This is a genomic window from Dermacoccus sp. SAI-028 (assembly GCF_004346775.1).
Classification (GTDB): domain Bacteria; phylum Actinomycetota; class Actinomycetes; order Actinomycetales; family Dermatophilaceae; genus Dermacoccus; species Dermacoccus nishinomiyaensis.
This window is the reverse complement of the sequence record NZ_SMFS01000001.1, coordinates 1924041-1939309: the sequence shown is the minus strand read 5'-3', so window position 1 is coordinate 1939309 and position 15269 is coordinate 1924041. Positions and strand designations below refer to the sequence as shown.

Here is a 15269-nt window from a genome sequence, read left to right as displayed (position 1 = left end):
CCGCATCCTGACGACGGTCCCGACGTTTCGGGGTGACGCTCGGCGCCTGAAGCGCGTTCGTCGCGGCCCGGCGCCCACCGCCCGGCGCCCGGAGCGTCATGACGCCTGGGCGAGCACCTCGAACCCGGGTTCGGCGACGGGGTGTGTTCCGTCTGCGCGGGAACCACTCTGTGTCTCGACGCCGGAGCGAGCATCATCGCCCGTGCCCTGGCCCCCGGCCTCGAACGAGTCGTAGGCGACGTAGTGGGTCGGGCGTGCCTGGGCCGTTTGGAACAGGCGGCCCACGTACTCGCCGAGCACGCCGAGGCACAGCAGCTGCAGCGCGCCGAAGCCGCTGACGACGACGATCGTGGACGCCCATCCGGTGATCGAGTGACCCGTCAGCTTCGAGACGACGGCGAATGCGGCCACCGCGAAGGCGAGGACGAAGCCGGCGAGACCGAACCACGTCGCGAGGCGCAGCGGAGCGCTGGAGACGCCCGTGACGGAGTCGAGCGTCAGCCTGATCATCTTGCTCAACGGGTACTTCGACTCGCCGGCGGCCCGCTCGTCGCGGCGGTAGCCGACGTCGGCCGACGGAAAGCCCAGGGCCGGCACGACGAGGCGCAGCACCCGGTTGGTCTCCGGCAGCGCGAGGACGGCGTCGACGGTCGTGCGCGACATGAGTCGGAAGTCGCCGGCGTTCATTGCCCCACGCGCGCCGAGGCGATGCATGAGTGCGTAGAACGCCTCGGCGGTGACGCGCTTGAAGGCGGTGTCGGTGCTGCGGTCGGTGCGCACGCCGTAGACGACGTCGACGTGTTCTCGCTCGGCCACCTCGAGCATCTGGGCGATCACCTCGGGTGGATCCTGCAGATCGGCGTCGATCGTCACCATCCAGCGTCCCCGGGCTCGGGCGAGGCCCGCGCTGATCGCCGCCTGGTGCCCGGAGTTCGCGCGCAGCTGGATGAGACGCACCTGCGGCCACGTCCGACGCATCGCGTGCAGGAGCGACGCGGTCGCGTCGCGGGATCCGTCGTCGACGCACACGACCTCGTACGGCACCTCGAGCCCGTCGAGGACGGGGCGCAGGCGTTCGGCGAACAGGGGCAGGACCTCTTGCTCGTCGTACATCGGGACGACGACGGACAGGTGGGGTGCGCCGTTGGGGAGGGTGTCGAGGCTGGGGTGGGAGGTCATGGCTACCTTCTCGGCGGATCGGCTCGTGCGCGGTGGCACCGTGTCGATCGAGACGTTAGGAAGGGTCGCTGTCATCGGGCTGTGCTGAGGCAGTATCCTTGCTTTCATGACGTCGTTCGTTTCGCTTGTCGCCGCTGTGGATGTTCCGGAGCTCGAGGAGAACCACATCGCCATGCCGCCGTGGGCCTTCGGTCTGATGGCCCTGTGCATCTTCGGCCTGTTGTTCGCGCTGCTGTGGGCCTTCCGCAACACCGCGGCCCGCTACGGTGCCCCCAAGGGCCACGGCCCCGCCGGTGTGCGAGGTGGGGGTCAGAACCAGGGTGTGAACCACTGACATCACGAATCGGGGTCATGGGCGGCACGTTCGACCCCATTCACCACGGTCACCTCGTCGCGGCGAGTGAGGTTCAAAGCCTCCTCGACCTCGACGAGGTGATCTTCGTGCCCACGGGTCAGCCGTGGCAGAAGGCCGGACGAGATGTCGCGCCGGCCGAGCACCGTTATCTCATGACGGTCATCGCGACGGCGTCTAACCCGCGCTTCAGCGTGAGCCGCGTCGACGTCGACCGTCAGGGCCCGACGTATACGCGCGACACGTTGACGGACCTCAAGCGGCTGCGTCCCGATTCGGAGTTGTTCTTCATCACAGGGGCCGACGCGCTCGCGCAGATCCTGTCGTGGAAGGGCGTCGACGAGCTGTGGGAGCTGGCGCACTTCATCGGCGTCACGCGCCCCGGGCACGAGCTCAGTGACGCGGGGCTGCCGCACGATCGCGTCACCCTGCTCGAGATCCCGGCCATGGCGATCAGCTCGACCGACTGCCGTGACCGGGTGCGTGCGAGCAAACCCGTGTGGTACCTCGTGCCCGACGGCGTCGTGCAGTACATCCACAAGTACCAGCTTTACGGGCCCCGAGCGGGCTCCCTCCAGGAGGACTGAGTGTCCGCAACAGACCGTTCCCTCGAGCTGACGCGAGCTGCCGCCCAGGCCGCCGCGGACAAGCTCGCCACGTCGATCACCGCGATCGACGTGAGTGATCAGCTCGCCATCACCGACACGTTCGTGATCGCCTCCGCGGAGAGCGAGCGTCAGGTCAACGCCATCGTCGACGCCGTCGAGGAGGCGCTGCTGCCGCTCGGCGCGAAGCCTCAGCGACGTGAGGGCCGCGCCTCCGGGCGTTGGGTGCTCATCGACTTCGGTGACATCGTCCTGCAGGCCTTCCACGAGGAGGACCGCGAGTTCTACGACCTCGAGCGCCTGTGGCAGGACTGCCCCGTCATCGAACTCGAGCTCGACGAGCCCGCCGACGCGTGACGCCGACGTCCCCCGAGAATGACCCGCTGCGGCGGGTCATTCTCTTGCGTCATGGGCGCACGGCGTGGAACGAGCAGGGGCGCTGGCAGGGCCGCCTGGACGTGCCGATCGACGACGTGGGGCTCCGCCAGGCCGAGCGTGCCGCGGCGCTGCTCGTGCGCGACGGTTCGATCACGCGCCTCGTGACGTCGCCGGCGCGGCGCGCGGCGCAGACCACGTCCGTGCTCAAGGGTGCATTCGACCTGGCCGGTCGGCCGCTCGTGCGCACCGAGGACGCTCGGCTCGTCGAGATCGACATGGGTGCGTGGGCCGGTCTGACGCACGCCGAGGTCGCTGCGAGCTGGCCCGACGCGTCGGCCGCGATCGCGCGTGGCGACGACGTCCGGCGCGGTGACGGCGGCGAGACGCTCGCCGAGGCGACGGCACGCGTCGAGGCGGGCGTGCGTGATGCCGTGTCGTCGGCAACCCCGGGGGAGAGTGTGCTCGTCGTGACGCACGGCGCCGTCATCCGCGGGGTGGCGGGTGCGTTGGCGGGGCTGACGCCGCAGACCGTGCGCACGTCGTTCCGGAGCATCGACAACTGCCACTGGGTGACGCTCGTCGAGCGTCGCGATGGTGGTTGGGCCATCGAACGCTGGAACGCGGGGGAGTGAGCCTGCGGGCTCGTGGGCTCTGTGGTGCGGCCGCGTCTTGCCGTGTCGGCGGATCGGCATTCATGTCTCGGTTTCCGGGCTTGGTGCTCGCGGCGGAGTGGGGGTGGGGCAACCTCGTGAAGGGGCCGTCGGCGCCGCGTCAGGCGTGGCATGATCAGGGCGGATCGCACGCGGACGAGGAGAGAGGCTCAAGTGAGCGAGCACGGCAGCAGCACGTCGATGGAGCGATGGTTGGGGATCGAGGGTGGTTCTCGACCGATGGGGCGCCCGGAGTGGCTTCGCGTTCTCGCGGCTCTCGCGCTCGGGTTGGTGGCCTTCGTCGCCGTCATTCTCGTGGCGCGGTCCCTCCTTCCTGACAGCGTCCTCGACGACGCGTTCGGGGCGTGGTTGCCGCCGATCCTCGGTGGTGTCGGGATGGGCTTGGCCTCACCGGCGATCAACCGTCTCGTGGGTGTGCCCGTCGCGGGCCGTGCGGACGAGGCCCGTCGCGGGGACGAGGTGCGGCGATGAGTCGGCACGCGGGGCGCGAGCGCAAGCGGATGTCGCCGCGCACGTTCGGGCGGCTCATGAACTTCTACCCGCCGCTGGTGGGCATGGGATTGCGGGTGAAGTCGTTCTCGGACGACTGGAGCGAAGCGCGCGTCGAACTCAAGCTCAATCGGCTGAATCGCAACCAGAACGGCACGGCGTTCGGTGGGTCGATCAACGCGATGACGGATGCCTTCTTCCCGTTGCTGCTCATGCATCAGTTGGGTCCGGAGTATCTCGTGTGGGATCAGGCGTGTGAGATCGAGTTCCGTTCGCCGGGCACATCGACGGTGTACGGCGTGTACGAGATGCCCAAGGACGTCGTCGAGGAGATCCGTGCGCAGGCCGCTGACGGGTCGAAGGTATTGCGCTGGTTCGTGTGTGATCTGACGTTGGTTGACGGCACGGTCGTCGCGCATGCGAGGCGTCTCGTGTACGTGCGCAAGAAGCGTCCGAAGGCGGCGTGACCGTTCGTGGGTCGAGGTTCGCGGCGTGCGTGCGGGTGATTTGCTTCGTGGGTGACCGGCCGGTTAAGGTACACGGGTTGCTCACGAGCTGAGTGCGGGGCTATGGCGCAGTTGGTAGCGCGCTTCCATGGCATGGAAGAGGTCTGGGGTTCGAATCCCCATAGCTCCACAAGACAGAGACAGAGGACCACCCAGACACGCTTTTCGTCTGGGTGGTCCTCTGTTTCTGTCTTTGATCGAACTCTGTGATTCGAGGAGCAGGGCGAGCGTCAGCGAGCCCGACAGAGTCCCCATAGGTCCGACGCGCGAAGCCCGTGTGCCTGCGCGACGCTGGGACGCGCGACGCCCCAGCGGTGCACGCACGCAGCGCGTGACCCTGAGGAGTCGTCGCATCGGGGTGAACTCGAGTTGGACTTGCTGCGTCGAGGAGGTAACGTTCTGCGAGTTCCCACGCGAGTGGGTCTCGGGGCTATGGCGCAGTTGGTAGCGCGCTTCCATGGCATGGAAGAGGTCTGGGGTTCGAATCCCCATAGCTCCACCGAGACAGATAAAGACCCTCACCGTACACGGTTTTCGTTCGGTGAGGGTCTTTCTCTATCTCTGTTGAACTCTGTGACTCGAGGAGGAGGGCGAGCGCTAGCGAGCCCGACGGAGTCCCCATAGCTCCACGACGCGCGAAGCGCTTGGACCTCGCGCCGCCACGCCACGACGCGCGAAGCGCGTGAACCTCGCCGCCACGCCGCGTGAGCCCATCGTCACGCCATCGCCACGGCTTTGTCATCGGCAGGCATCGTCCCGCGCAGCGCCGGCATGAGTATCAGCGACGTGATGATGGCGAGCACAGGGGCGATCGTCATGGCGGCAGCGGCTCCGACAACACCGGCGATGCCTCCGATGAGCAGCGCGCCGGCGGCTTGGTCGACCATGGTGCCTGTGCTGAGCAGGCCGAAGGCTTGGCCCTTGGTGGCGAGGTCGATGGATACGACGAGGCGTTCTTGCAGGGGCAGGGCGGCCGCGTAGCCGATGGCGGCGAGGCCGCCCAAAAGCGCGGCGAGCACGATCGGCGGGTGGAGGGCGAACACGAGGAACGGTGCGGCGAGCAGCAGGCGCAGCGGCAGCAGGAGTCGTTGGCCGGTAGTCCTGCAGGCCGATGCGGGTGCCGATGACGGCGACGACGGCCGCCCCGGCGGAGATGAGGAACAGGTTCGTGGGGGCCAACCACTCAGCAGGATGGCGCCGAGGGCGTTGCCGACGACCTGGACGGTGCTCACCGTCATGTTGAGCGTTTGCGCGCCCGAGGACGAACGCTTCCTTGGGCACGATGTCCGACAGCAGCGCGATGGTCGCGGCGAGGGCGGAGTGCATGACGGCGACGAGCACGAAGCGCATCCACCACGGCAGTGACGGGATGACCTGGATGCTGTCGACGCAGGCGGCGACGACGCCCGTCATCATCATGGCGGTGCGCGGGCGCAGGAGGTCGCTCGAGGCGAGCAGGTAGCGCGACGTGACGAGCTGGACCAGTGGCCGGCCGAACATGACCAGCGCGGTCAACAAGGGGGAGCGGGTCTGGTCGAACATCACGACGCCCAGCGCGAACGTCCCCCATGACGGCACTGACCATGAGCAGCATCCGAGAGATGAACAGCGCGCGGCACTTGGCGTTCGCGAAGAGGCTGCATCAGGTGGTCACACCACAATCTGACCCATGTCTCGTATGGCTGTGACACCGGGGGTCACTTCACGATTCAACTTCACGAGCGATGCTTCTGGTGAGAAGGCCGCCGCCCCGCGCGCAGTGCGCCCCGCCGAACGATCATCGCCCGCAAACGCGTCAGGGACGAGGCGTTTCCGGGCGATGATCGACAAGGGGAGCGAGATTACTTCAGCTGCCCACTTGTCAGACCCAGCAGGCGACGAGCGACGACGAGCAACTGGATCTGCTGCGTGCCTTCGAAGATGTCGAGGATCTTCGCGTCACGCGCCCACTTCTCGAGCAGCTCGCTCTCGGCGTAGCCGTCGACTCCGACGAGTTCGACGCACTGCAGCGCGACGTTGACGCACGTGCGGCCCGCCTTCGCCTTCGCCATCGACGCCTCCATCGAGTTGGGCTTGCCGTTGTCGGCCATCCACGCGGCACGCAACGTCAGCAGTAGCGCCGACTCGTAGTCGGCCTCCATCTGCACGAGGCGCGCCGAGGCGTACGTCTGGGCGGCGACGGGTGCGTCCCAGTCCTGGCCGTGGCCGGCCTTCTCGAGGGCGGTGCGGGTGAAGTCGAGGCAGGCGCGCGTCAGACCGACGGCCATCGCCGCGACGAGGGGGCGCGTGTTGTCGAACGTCTGCATCGCGCCACCGAAGCCGCCCTCGGTGCGGATCTCGGGGTCACCGAGCAGATCGTTCGCGGGCACACGGCAGTCCTCGAGGACGAACGCCGCCGTGTCGGAGGCGCGGATGCCGAGCTTGTGCTCGAGACGCACGAGTTTGAGGCCAGGGTTGGAGCGCTCGACGACGAACGACTTGATCGCCTTCTTGCCGAGCGAACGCTCGAGCGTCGCCCATACGACGACGAGTTCGGCGCGCTCACCGGAGGTGACGAAGATCTTCTCGCCGTTGAGGACGTACTCGTCGCCGTCCTTCGTCGCGGTCGTACGGATGTTGCCCGAATCCGAGCCGGTGTCGGGCTCGGTGATCGCCATGGCAGCCCAGCGGTTGCCGTAGCGCTCCTTCTGCTCGTCGTTCGCGACGGCGGCGATGGCGGCGTTGCCGAGGCCCTGACGCGGGATCGACAGCGTCAGCCCGACGTCACCACGGCACGTCTGCATGATCGACAGCGCCGAGCTCATGTTGGCGCCGTTCTTGTTGACCTTGCCGGCCTTCGTGCCGGACGCGGGCTTCGTCACGCCCGTCGCCTCGTCGGCGTCAGTGCTGGCCGGGGCCTGGTCGGTGCCGTCCTTGGCGCGCGTGGAACCGGCGGCGCCCGCGCCGTTGTTCGCACCCGAGTCGGTCATGCCGTCGATGAGGGCGGAGACGAGGTCGAGCTCGGCGGGGTAGGTGTGCTCGGCGAGGTCGTACTTGCGGCTGACGGGGCGGAAGACCTCGTCGGCCATCGAGCCGGCCTGCTTGACAAGGGGGACGAACTTCTTCGGGATCTCGAGGTCGATCATCACTGGGTCCTTTGCTGAAAAGACGCGGAAAGAGGAGGGCTGGTGGCGCAGCGGAGCGGCGAGCTCAGACGCTGACGCCACCTTCGAGGACGCCGGCGCCGCGCAGGTCGCGGTACCAACGCTCGTTGTCGAACTCCTTGACGAAGCCGTGTCCGCCGAGCAGTTGCACGGCGTCGGAGCCGATCTGCGTGGCGTGCATCCCGACGAGCGCACGGGCGTGAGCGATGGTCTCGGCGGCACCGGCGTCGTCTCCGGCGTCGAGACGCGCCGCGGCGCGCAGGGTGACGAGGCGCAGCCCATCGAGTTCGATCGCGATGTTCGACACGGTGAACGCGACGGCCTGACGGTGACCGATCGGCTCACCGAACGCCTTGCGCTCGACGACGTACTGCCTGACCTGATCGAGCACGGCGCGGCCGGTGCCGCACGCGAGGGCGGCCCACGCGAGGCGCGAGCGGCGGATGGCATCGAGGGTGTCGTCAGCCTTGCCGAGCAGGTTCTCGGCGGGCACGCGCACCCCGGCGAGGTGCAGGCGCCCGGTGTGCGCAGCGCGCACGCCCATCGCCGGCTCGTCGCTCGTCGTCAGGCCCTCGGTGCCGGCTTCGACGATGACGAGGCGCGCGGCGCCGTCGAGCATGACGCTGATGACGAACAGTTCGGCGGCATCGGCGCACGGCACGAGCGCCTTCTCGCCGGTGATGACGAGGTCGGCGCCGTCCCGGGTGGCCGTCGTCGCGGGGGTGCGCGGGTCGGCGAGCGGGCCCGCTTCGGCGAGCGCGAGCGCGGCGACGGCGGGCTTCTTCTCGTCGGTGAAGGCGGGCAGGTAGGTCTCCTGCTGCGCGGACGTGCCGTAGCCCGCGATGGCGGTCGCGACGGCGGCCGGTGCCATGATCGCAACGGCGAGGCCCATGTCGCCGCGGGCGAGCTGCTCGAGAACGAGGGCCGTCATCACGGCGCTGCGCTCCTCGGCGATGCCGCCGAGCTCGGCCGGGACGCCGACGAGCGTCAGGCCCATCTCGGTGGCCTGCGCACGGATCTCGTCGGGCAGGGCGCGCTCCGCGTCGGCCTTCGCCGCGGCGGGACGCAGCAGTTCGTCGGCCAGTTCGGCGGCGACGGCGGCGATCGTCTCCTGATCCTCGGTGGGCGTCAGGTCGAACTCGCGGCGCGGCTTCGTCGGGGCGGTGCGTGCCGCGTCGCCCGAGCCGGCCTTCTTGGTGAAGGCGCGCCCGGCCACCGTCTGAGCCTTGAAACCGGACTTGCTGCCCTGGTAGAGGGCACGCTCGACCTTGGAGCGGATCGCCGGGTTCTTGAGCAGATCGTGCCCGCCGGCCTTGGCGAGAAGGCGCAGTGCGATGGCCTGGCCCTTGTCGGCGAGGGAGGCCTGGTTGGTGGTCGAAGTCATCTCGGCCCTTTCCGTGAGTGGCGGTGCGTCGGGGTGTGCGAGCGCCGTTCGAGGCGGCGTGACACGCGGCTGAAGCCGAGGTTACCTGAACGTAGGTACGCGCGGTATCGGTAACCGGGGACTGGCGTGCGGGCGAGGACGACCCGCTCCGGGGCGTGCCGCGCTAGGGTGCGGATCGTGAACATTCGCCGCGCCACCCAGGATGACGTCCCCGAGATCGTGCGCCTCAAGGCGCTGCTCATGATCGACGGGTGGCCCTTCGACATCGAACTCGACGACGCGTGGCGCGAACGGTGCGCCCGCGTCGCGCGCCAGCTGCTCGCCTCCGACGGGTACGCGTGCTTCGTCATCGACCGCGTCGAGGGCGCGGGCCCCGGCTCGCCGCTCGCGTCGTGCGTGACGGCGACCGTCGAACAGCACCTGCCCGGCCCCGACGGCTCGGGTCGCTCGGCGTACGTCGGCGACATGTGCACCGACGCCGAGTTCCGCGGCCGCGGCTGCGGCACGGCACTGCTCGACGCCGCACTGCAGTGGTGTCGCGAGCAGGAGGCCGGCTGGGTCTCGCTGTTCTCCACCGAGAGCGGCGACGCGCTCTACCGCAAGGCCGGTTTCAGCGACGAAGGGCCGTTCCAGCACCTGTCGATGGCGTTGTGACTCTCGGCCGCCCGCTGCGTCGATGACGTCGCGCGAATGTGACCGAGCTTCGCAGAGGTGGACGACAATCGCCGATGTGGACGGGATTCGCCGTTGGGGCGGGTGCTCAGCGGCCCAGGGAGCGGGTGCGGGCGGCGGCGACGACGGCGTCGAACGTCTGCTCGTCGATGTGTGAACCCTCGCGTCGCACCCTGGTGACGTCGAGTTGCAGGACTCGGTCGAGGCGCACCTCGCTGCGTCGTCCGCGGTTGTCCCAGGCGCCGGAGCCGACGTCCATCCAGTGACGCCCCGCCTGAGCTTCCTGCGCGGCGTCACGGTCGTGATCCTTGCTCGTCAGTGGAAGCGCGAGGACGACGTCTTCCAGCTCCGGGTGCCGGGCGATGACGAGAACCGGACGATCCTTGCCCTGCGAGTGGTCCTCCTCGTACGGCACCCACGCCCACACGACCTCACCCGGATCGGGATGCCCGTCGTCATGCGGCGCATAGGCCGTCGCGGGTAGCGGGGCCGTCCAGTCGCCACCATACGGGTGCGCAGAGCCGGCCGGACGAGCGTTGGGCGCGTCGTCGTGACGGTGCGACGTCGGTGCACCCGCGCGGCGTCCGTCGGGCCCGACCGTGGCGTCGGCGCGGCGCCGCGTGGACGACGTTCCACGGCGTTCGGGGTCGAGGAGCGCATTCATGCCCCCACGTGCGAGGGCGCGGGAGAGGCGGACGGCGACGGTGCGCAGGTTCATGGTCCGAACGTAGCCCGTCCGGGCGAGCGCCGGGTGCGGGGCACGCGCCGGCCGCCCGGTTGCGCTCTCACACGAACGACGGACGCAGGTGACGACGGGTGATGAAACGCACGCCGTGCGCACCCCCTCAGCGGCTCGGGGTAGGGGTACGGGTGCGGAAGAATGGATCGGTGACCGAAGCAACCGCGCTGCATGACATCTGCGACGACGAGGCCGTCGACGCCGAACGCTCGAACCGCCACGGCAGCTACCCGCGAGCCGGTCTGGCGATCCTGGCGCTGGCGCTCGGCGGTTTCGCCATCGGCACGACGGAGTTCGTCACGATGGGTCTGCTGCCGCAGATCGCGCGGGGTCTCGGCATCTCGATTCCGAGCGCCGGTCACGCGGTGTCGGCGTACGCGCTCGGCGTGGTCGTCGGTGCGCCTCTCGTCACGATGCTGTTCGCGAAGGTGCCGCGCAAGAACGTCCTGCTCGGACTCATGGTCGCGTTCTTCGTCGGCAACATCGGCTCGGCGCTCGCCTCGAGCTACCCGATGCTGCTGCTCGCGCGCTTCGTCGCGGGCATGCCGCACGGCGCGTTCTTCGGCATCGGCGCCGTCGTCGCGGCCACCCTCGTCGAGAAGCACCGGCGCACCTGGGCCGTGTCGATGATGCTCGCTGGCCTGACGGTGGCGAACATCGTCGGCGTGCCCGTCTCGACGTGGCTCGGGCAGCATCTGGGCTGGCAGTGGCCGTACGCCCTCGTCGCCGTCATCGCGTTGCTCACCGTCGTTGCGGTGTGGTTGTGGATCCCGCACCAGGGCTCCCTGGGCGTCACGTCCGTCACCGGTGAACTGAAGGCGTTGACGCGCCCGCAGGTGTGGTTCGCGCTCGCGATCGGTGTCGTCGGCTTCGGCGGCATGTTCTCGACGTTCAGCTACATCGCGCCGACGATGACGGAGCTCACCGGCTTCTCGGACGCCGTCGTGCCGGTCATCCTGGTCATCTACGGCATCGGCATGACGGCGGGTGCGTTCCTGTCCGAACGCGTCGCCATGCGCGGGCTCATGCGCGGCATCTTCGGCTGCCTCGTGACGATCGCGATCATCCTGTCGCTCTTCGGCTTCGCCGCGCACAACAAGGTCAGCGCGGTCGTGTTCGTGTTCCTGCTCGGCTGCGTGCCGACGATCATGGTGCCGATGATCCAGACGCGGCTCATGGACGTCGCCCACGAGGGCCAGTCGCTCGCGGCCGCTCTCAACCACGCGACGCTCAACGCCGCCAACGCCCTCGGCGCCTGGCTCGGCGGCGTCGTCCTCGACGCGGGGCTCGGGTACGAGTGGTGCTCGCGCGTCGGTGCCGTGCTCGCGGCGGCGGGCGCCGTCATCACGCTGGTCTCGGCATGGACGTCGCGCCGCGCCGCCGTCGCAGGCTGAGCGCGCCCCTGGTGGCGCGAGGTGGCCGCGCTGATTCGCCCAGCTCTGCCGTCATCGTGGGCACGCTCGGGCCGTGCGGATCAGCCTGAGGACGCCGTCCGATCGCTGACGAGCTTCGCGGCGAGAACACCGCCGATCGCGCCACCGAGGTGACCCTGCCACGAAACGTGGGTGCTCTGCGGAAGCACACCCCACAGCACGCTGCCGTAGACGACGGCGAGGACGAGCCCCACGACGACCTCGGGCCAGCGGCGCGTCCAGAATCCTCGGACCATGAGGTACGTCAGCCACCCGAAGACGACGCCCGAGGCACCAGCGACGGCCGTGTACGGCGGGCTGAGCAGCCACGCGGCGAGCCCCGACGTGCACGTGACGATGAACGTCACACGCGCGAGGACGGCCAGGCCGCTGAGGGCGAGGACGAACCCGAGCGGCAGCAGCAACGCACTGTTCGCCTCGAGATGAGCCCACCCGTAGTGTGCGAACGGCATGGTGAAGATCGACCACAGGTCGCTCACCTCCCAGGCCTTCAGGGAGGCGGCGGCGTCGATGGCGTGGTGCGTCAGCACGTCGAGGGCCTCGATGATCCACAGCGCGGCGACGATCAGTGCGGAGACGACGGCGGATTGCTTGACGCGCTCTGCCGCGGGGCGAAGGGTGTGGTCGAGATCCATGGGCTGGCCTCCTGTGGGGAGTGGCTCGTCGGGTCCACCGGTATGGCGTGGGTGATGCGTCGTCGGTTCGACAACGCGTGCTCGACGACACCCGATCGACGCGTATCTGTCTCGCATCGTAGTGGGGCTCTCTTCGCGTGCGCTGGATGCACGTGTCGCGTCGGCCGTCGTACGTGACGCGTGCGGCAGGGGTGTCGGGGCGTGAAAGAATGAAGGGTCGCCGGTGTGCTCCTCGCGGGGCGCGACGGGCGGCCGCAGATCGATGCGTCATCGCCGCCTCCAGGGCGCGCGGCGGCGAACACCGACCCGACGAACTTCGAGGTATCACGTTGTCACCCATGGCCCGCAAGGCACTCGAGCCCGCCGCGACGCCGCCGGAGCAGATCCGCAACTTCTGCATCATCGCGCACATCGACCACGGCAAGTCGACGCTCGCCGACCGGATGCTGAGCAAGACGGGCGTCGTCGAGGATCGGGCCATGCGTGCGCAGTACCTCGACCGCATGGACATCGAGCGCGAGCGCGGCATCACGATCAAGAGCCAGGCTGTGCGCATGCCGTGGGAGCTCGACGGTACGACCTACTGCCTCAACATGATCGACACGCCGGGGCACGTCGACTTCACCTACGAGGTGTCGCGTTCGCTCGCCGCGTGCGAGGGCGCCGTCCTGCTCGTCGACGCCGCGCAGGGCATCGAGGCGCAGACGCTCGCCAACCTGTACCTGGCGATGGAGAACGACCTCACGATCATCCCGGTACTCAACAAGATCGACCTGCCGGCCGCGCAGCCCGAGAAGTACGCCGCGGAGATCGCCGGCCTCATCGGCTGCGAACCGGAGGACGTACTCAAGGTCTCCGGCAAGACGGGCGTCGGTGTCGAGGAACTGCTCGACGTCATCGTCGAGAAGCTGCCTGCCCCCGTCGGTGACGCCGACGCGCCGGCCCGCGCCATGATCTTCGACTCCGTCTACGACACCTACCGCGGCGTCGTTACCTACGTCCGCGTCGTCGACGGACGGCTCAGCCCGCGCGAGAAGATCGAGATGATGTCGACGCGCGCGACGCACGAGCTGCTCGAGATCGGCGTCAACTCGCCCGAGCCGATCCCGACGAAGGGCCTGTCCGTCGGCGAAGTCGGCTACCTCATCACCGGCGTGAAGGACGTGCGCCAGTCGAAGGTCGGTGACACGGTCACGAACGCCGCGAAGCCCGCGTCCGAGGCGATCGGCGGCTACTCCGACCCGAAGCCGATGGTGTTCTCGGGTCTGTATCCGATCGACGGTTCCGACTACCCGATCCTGCGTGACGCCCTCGACAAGCTGAAGCTCAACGACGCGGCGCTCGTCTACGAACCGGAGACGTCGGCAGCGCTCGGGTTCGGTTTCCGCGTCGGCTTCCTCGGCATGCTGCACCTGGAGATCACGCGTGAACGCCTCGAGCGAGAGTTCAACCTCGACCTCATCTCGACCCTGCCGAACGTCGTCTACCGGGTGACGACGGACGACGGCGTCGTCAGCGAGGTGACGAACCCGAGCGAGTTCCCCGAGGGCAAGATCGCCGACATCACCGAACCCGTCGTGCGTTCGACGATCCTCGTGCCGAGCGAGTACATCGGCGCCGTCATGGAGCTGTGCCAGGCCCGTCGCGGCAACCTGCTCGGCATGGACTACCTGTCCGAGGAGCGCGTCGAGATGCGCTACACGCTGCCGCTCGCGGAGATCGTGTTCGACTTCTTCGACGCCCTCAAGTCGAAGACGCGCGGATATGCCTCGCTCGACTACGAACCCGCGGGGGAGCAGAGCGCCAACCTCGTCAAGGTCGACATCCTGCTGCAGGGCGACACCGTCGACGCGTTCAGCGCCATCGTGCACCGCGACGAGGCGTACGCCTACGGCACGATGATGGCGACGAAGCTCAAGGAGCTCATCCCGCGTCAGCAGTTCGAGGTGCCGATCCAGGCGGCCATCGGCACGCGCGTCATCGCCCGTGAGAACATCCGCGCCATCCGCAAGGACGTGCTCGCCAAGTGCTACGGCGGCGACATCAGCCGCAAGCGCAAGCTGCTCGAGAAGCAGAAGGAGGGCAAGAAGCGCATGAAGATGGTCGGTTCCGTCGAGGTGCCGCAGGAGGCCTTCATCGCCGCGCTCAGCCAGGGCGAGTCGGCGGAGAAGAAGAAGTGAGCAAGCCCGGTTACGTTCCGGGTGCGACGTCCGGCCAGCCGTCGGAGGGCGCGGGGGAGCACCCGCAGGTCGGGCCGCGCCCGCTCGCACGCACGCGCTCGTTCACGCGCCGCGGCGGCCGGATGCCGGAGCGTCACCATCGTGCGCTGAGTGACAACGGTGAGCAGTACGTCCTCGACGTTCCCCGCAAGCCGGGGACGACCGAGCCCGTCGATGGTTTCCGGCTCGACATCGCCGAGGTGTTCGGACGCCGGGCGAAGCTCGTCGTCGAGATCGGTTCGGGCGCGGGGGATCAGATCGTCCATGCAGCGCTCGAGCACCCCGAGACGGATTTCATCGCTCTGGAGGTGTGGCGTCCCGGCATCGCGCAGACGATCTCGAAGGCCGTCCACGCGGGCGTGACGAACGTGCGTCTCATCGAGATCGACGCCTCCGAAGCGCTCGATCGGCTCTTCGCGCCGGGCAGCGTCGACGAGGTGTGGACGTTCTTCCCCGACCCGTGGCCGAAGACGAAGCACCACAAGCGTCGTCTCGTGCAGCTCGGCTTCGCCGACGTCGTCGCCGACGTCCTCGTGCCCGGCGGCACCTGGCGCCTCGCGACCGACTGGGCCGACTATGCCTGGCACATGCGTGACGTCGCCGAGGCGTCGCCGCGCTTCACCAACCCGTGGACCGGGCGCCTCGCGGACGCCGGGGACGCCCACGTCGATCCCGAGGGCGCGCGCGGAGGGTTCGCGCCGCGCTTCGAGGGCCGCACGACGACCCGCTTCGAGACGAAGGGTCTCAAGGTCGAGCGCATCGTGCGCGACCTCGAGGTGAAGCGAGCCAACTGAGCGGTGCCGCGCGGCCCCCACGGCGTTCGGGCTCGGTGTCCCCGGCGCGGCTGATCGGGCGCGAACGCGA

General features: G+C 68.9%; 18 protein-coding genes and 2 tRNA genes. 14 read left to right on the top strand and 6 right to left on the bottom strand.

Translation table 11 applies throughout. The features are described from left to right. Window positions 1–96: 96 nt before the first annotated feature. Complete coding sequence (locus EDC82_RS08870; protein ID WP_074045627.1) at window positions 97–1179, bottom strand: glycosyltransferase family 2 protein; 1083 nt, start codon at window positions 1177–1179, stop codon at window positions 97–99. A gap of 106 nt (window positions 1180–1285) precedes the next feature. Here EDC82_RS08870 and EDC82_RS08865 point away from each other — a divergent pair, with 106 nt between their 5' ends. The 8 genes from EDC82_RS08865 to EDC82_RS08830 all read left to right on the top strand — a co-directional run bounded on the left by EDC82_RS08865 (window position 1286) and on the right by EDC82_RS08830 (window position 4679). Beyond that, entirely contained in the window at window positions 1286–1513 is a 228-nt protein-coding gene (locus tag EDC82_RS08865; RefSeq protein WP_006944208.1) for a hypothetical protein, read from the top strand. Between the two features lie 17 nt (window positions 1514–1530). Then, the gene (gene nadD, locus EDC82_RS08860) at window positions 1531–2118 is read left to right on the top strand and encodes a nicotinate-nucleotide adenylyltransferase (protein ID WP_006944269.1); all 588 of its coding nucleotides are present in this window, start codon (window positions 1531–1533) and stop codon (window positions 2116–2118) included. Beyond that, the gene (rsfS, locus tag EDC82_RS08855) at window positions 2119–2493 is read left to right on the top strand and encodes a ribosome silencing factor (protein ID WP_006944260.1); all 375 of its coding nucleotides are present in this window, start codon (window positions 2119–2121) and stop codon (window positions 2491–2493) included. It begins immediately after the preceding gene. Next, window positions 2490–3146: a histidine phosphatase family protein gene (locus tag EDC82_RS08850; RefSeq protein ID WP_006944190.1), complete on the top strand. Its 657-nt coding sequence runs from the start codon at window positions 2490–2492 to the stop codon at window positions 3144–3146. The genes rsfS and EDC82_RS08850 overlap by 4 nt, the downstream gene beginning before the upstream one ends. Before the next feature lie 192 nt (window positions 3147–3338). Continuing rightward, window positions 3339–3656 carry a hypothetical protein gene (locus tag EDC82_RS08845; RefSeq protein ID WP_131941200.1) on the top strand — a complete coding sequence of 106 codons (318 nt, stop codon included), beginning with the start codon at window positions 3339–3341 and terminating at the stop codon, window positions 3654–3656. Then, complete coding sequence (locus EDC82_RS08840) at window positions 3653–4141, top strand: DUF4442 domain-containing protein (protein ID WP_131941198.1); 489 nt, start codon at window positions 3653–3655, stop codon at window positions 4139–4141. Before EDC82_RS08845 ends, EDC82_RS08840 begins: the two co-directional genes overlap by 4 nt. Before the next feature lie 96 nt (window positions 4142–4237). Continuing rightward, window positions 4238–4310: transfer RNA gene (locus EDC82_RS08835), tRNA-Ala, on the top strand. A gap of 296 nt (window positions 4311–4606) precedes the next feature. Next, window positions 4607–4679 (top strand) — tRNA-Ala (locus EDC82_RS08830). A 217-nt stretch (window positions 4680–4896) separates the two neighbouring features. On the opposite strand, the gene EDC82_RS08825 is transcribed toward EDC82_RS08830, so the two are convergent. Beyond that, window positions 4897–5418 carry a hypothetical protein gene (locus EDC82_RS08825; RefSeq protein ID WP_131941196.1) on the bottom strand — a complete coding sequence of 174 codons (522 nt, stop codon included), beginning with the start codon at window positions 5416–5418 and terminating at the stop codon, window positions 4897–4899. A gap of 44 nt (window positions 5419–5462) precedes the next feature. Between EDC82_RS08825 and EDC82_RS08820 the strand changes: the two genes are divergently transcribed. Together EDC82_RS08820 and EDC82_RS08815 are read left to right on the top strand one after the other, a co-directional pair. Continuing rightward, on the top strand, window positions 5463–5642 hold the full coding sequence (locus EDC82_RS08820; protein ID WP_131941194.1) for a hypothetical protein: 180 nt from the start codon (window positions 5463–5465) through the stop codon (window positions 5640–5642). Between the two features lie 6 nt (window positions 5643–5648). Continuing rightward, window positions 5649–5846 carry a hypothetical protein gene (locus EDC82_RS08815; protein ID WP_131941192.1) on the top strand — a complete coding sequence of 66 codons (198 nt, stop codon included), beginning with the start codon at window positions 5649–5651 and terminating at the stop codon, window positions 5844–5846. A gap of 175 nt (window positions 5847–6021) precedes the next feature. Here EDC82_RS08815 and EDC82_RS08810 read toward each other — a convergent pair whose 3' ends face one another. Next, entirely contained in the window at window positions 6022–7305 is a 1284-nt protein-coding gene (locus EDC82_RS08810; RefSeq protein ID WP_131941190.1) for an acyl-CoA dehydrogenase family protein, read from the bottom strand. A gap of 64 nt (window positions 7306–7369) precedes the next feature. Continuing rightward, window positions 7370–8707, bottom strand: a complete 1338-nt coding sequence (locus EDC82_RS08805) for an acyl-CoA dehydrogenase family protein (protein WP_083607193.1) — start codon at window positions 8705–8707, stop codon at window positions 7370–7372. Window positions 8708–8884: 177 nt separating this feature from the next. Here EDC82_RS08805 and EDC82_RS08800 point away from each other — a divergent pair, with 177 nt between their 5' ends. Further along, the gene (locus EDC82_RS08800; protein WP_006944311.1) at window positions 8885–9361 is read left to right on the top strand and encodes a GNAT family N-acetyltransferase; all 477 of its coding nucleotides are present in this window, start codon (window positions 8885–8887) and stop codon (window positions 9359–9361) included. A 106-nt stretch (window positions 9362–9467) separates the two neighbouring features. On the opposite strand, the gene EDC82_RS08795 is transcribed toward EDC82_RS08800, so the two are convergent. After that, on the bottom strand, window positions 9468–10097 hold the full coding sequence (locus tag EDC82_RS08795) for a type II toxin-antitoxin system PemK/MazF family toxin (RefSeq protein ID WP_006944316.1): 630 nt from the start codon (window positions 10095–10097) through the stop codon (window positions 9468–9470). 170 nt (window positions 10098–10267) lie between these two features. Here EDC82_RS08795 and EDC82_RS08790 point away from each other — a divergent pair, with 170 nt between their 5' ends. Beyond that, window positions 10268–11512: an MFS transporter gene (locus EDC82_RS08790; RefSeq protein ID WP_006944205.1), complete on the top strand. Its 1245-nt coding sequence runs from the start codon at window positions 10268–10270 to the stop codon at window positions 11510–11512. An 80-nt stretch (window positions 11513–11592) separates the two neighbouring features. Here the strand turns inward: EDC82_RS08790 and EDC82_RS08785 are convergent, their stop codons facing one another. After that, window positions 11593–12186 carry a rhomboid family intramembrane serine protease gene (locus EDC82_RS08785; protein WP_074045583.1) on the bottom strand — a complete coding sequence of 198 codons (594 nt, stop codon included), beginning with the start codon at window positions 12184–12186 and terminating at the stop codon, window positions 11593–11595. A 338-nt stretch (window positions 12187–12524) separates the two neighbouring features. Here EDC82_RS08785 and lepA point away from each other — a divergent pair, with 338 nt between their 5' ends. Beyond that, window positions 12525–14366 (top strand): translation elongation factor 4, encoded by a 1842-nt coding sequence (gene lepA / locus EDC82_RS08780; protein WP_131941188.1) that lies wholly within the window; start codon window positions 12525–12527, stop codon window positions 14364–14366. Next, window positions 14363–15199 carry a tRNA (guanosine(46)-N7)-methyltransferase TrmB gene (gene trmB, locus EDC82_RS08775; protein ID WP_074045584.1) on the top strand — a complete coding sequence of 279 codons (837 nt, stop codon included), beginning with the start codon at window positions 14363–14365 and terminating at the stop codon, window positions 15197–15199. Before lepA ends, trmB begins: the two co-directional genes overlap by 4 nt. Window positions 15200–15269: the final 70 nt, after the last annotated feature.

Coding starts and splice junctions, on each gene's coding strand:
- EDC82_RS08870 (WP_074045627.1), bottom strand. CDS start 1,179: ATGACCTCCCACCCCAGCCTCGACACCCTCCCCAACGGCGCACCCCAC.
- EDC82_RS08865 (WP_006944208.1), top strand. CDS start 1,286: ATGACGTCGTTCGTTTCGCTTGTCGCCGCTGTGGATGTTCCGGAGCTC.
- nadD (WP_006944269.1), top strand. CDS start 1,531: ATGGGCGGCACGTTCGACCCCATTCACCACGGTCACCTCGTCGCGGCG.
- EDC82_RS08840 (WP_131941198.1), top strand. CDS start 3,653: ATGAGTCGGCACGCGGGGCGCGAGCGCAAGCGGATGTCGCCGCGCACG.
- EDC82_RS08825 (WP_131941196.1), bottom strand. CDS start 5,418: ATGACGGTGAGCACCGTCCAGGTCGTCGGCAACGCCCTCGGCGCCATC.
- EDC82_RS08820 (WP_131941194.1), top strand. CDS start 5,463: ATGTCCGACAGCAGCGCGATGGTCGCGGCGAGGGCGGAGTGCATGACG.
- EDC82_RS08810 (WP_131941190.1), bottom strand. CDS start 7,305: ATGATCGACCTCGAGATCCCGAAGAAGTTCGTCCCCCTTGTCAAGCAG.
- EDC82_RS08805 (WP_083607193.1), bottom strand. CDS start 8,707: ATGACTTCGACCACCAACCAGGCCTCCCTCGCCGACAAGGGCCAGGCC.
- EDC82_RS08795 (WP_006944316.1), bottom strand. CDS start 10,097: ATGAACCTGCGCACCGTCGCCGTCCGCCTCTCCCGCGCCCTCGCACGT.
- EDC82_RS08785 (WP_074045583.1), bottom strand. CDS start 12,186: ATGGATCTCGACCACACCCTTCGCCCCGCGGCAGAGCGCGTCAAGCAA.
- lepA (WP_131941188.1), top strand. CDS start 12,525: ATGGCCCGCAAGGCACTCGAGCCCGCCGCGACGCCGCCGGAGCAGATC.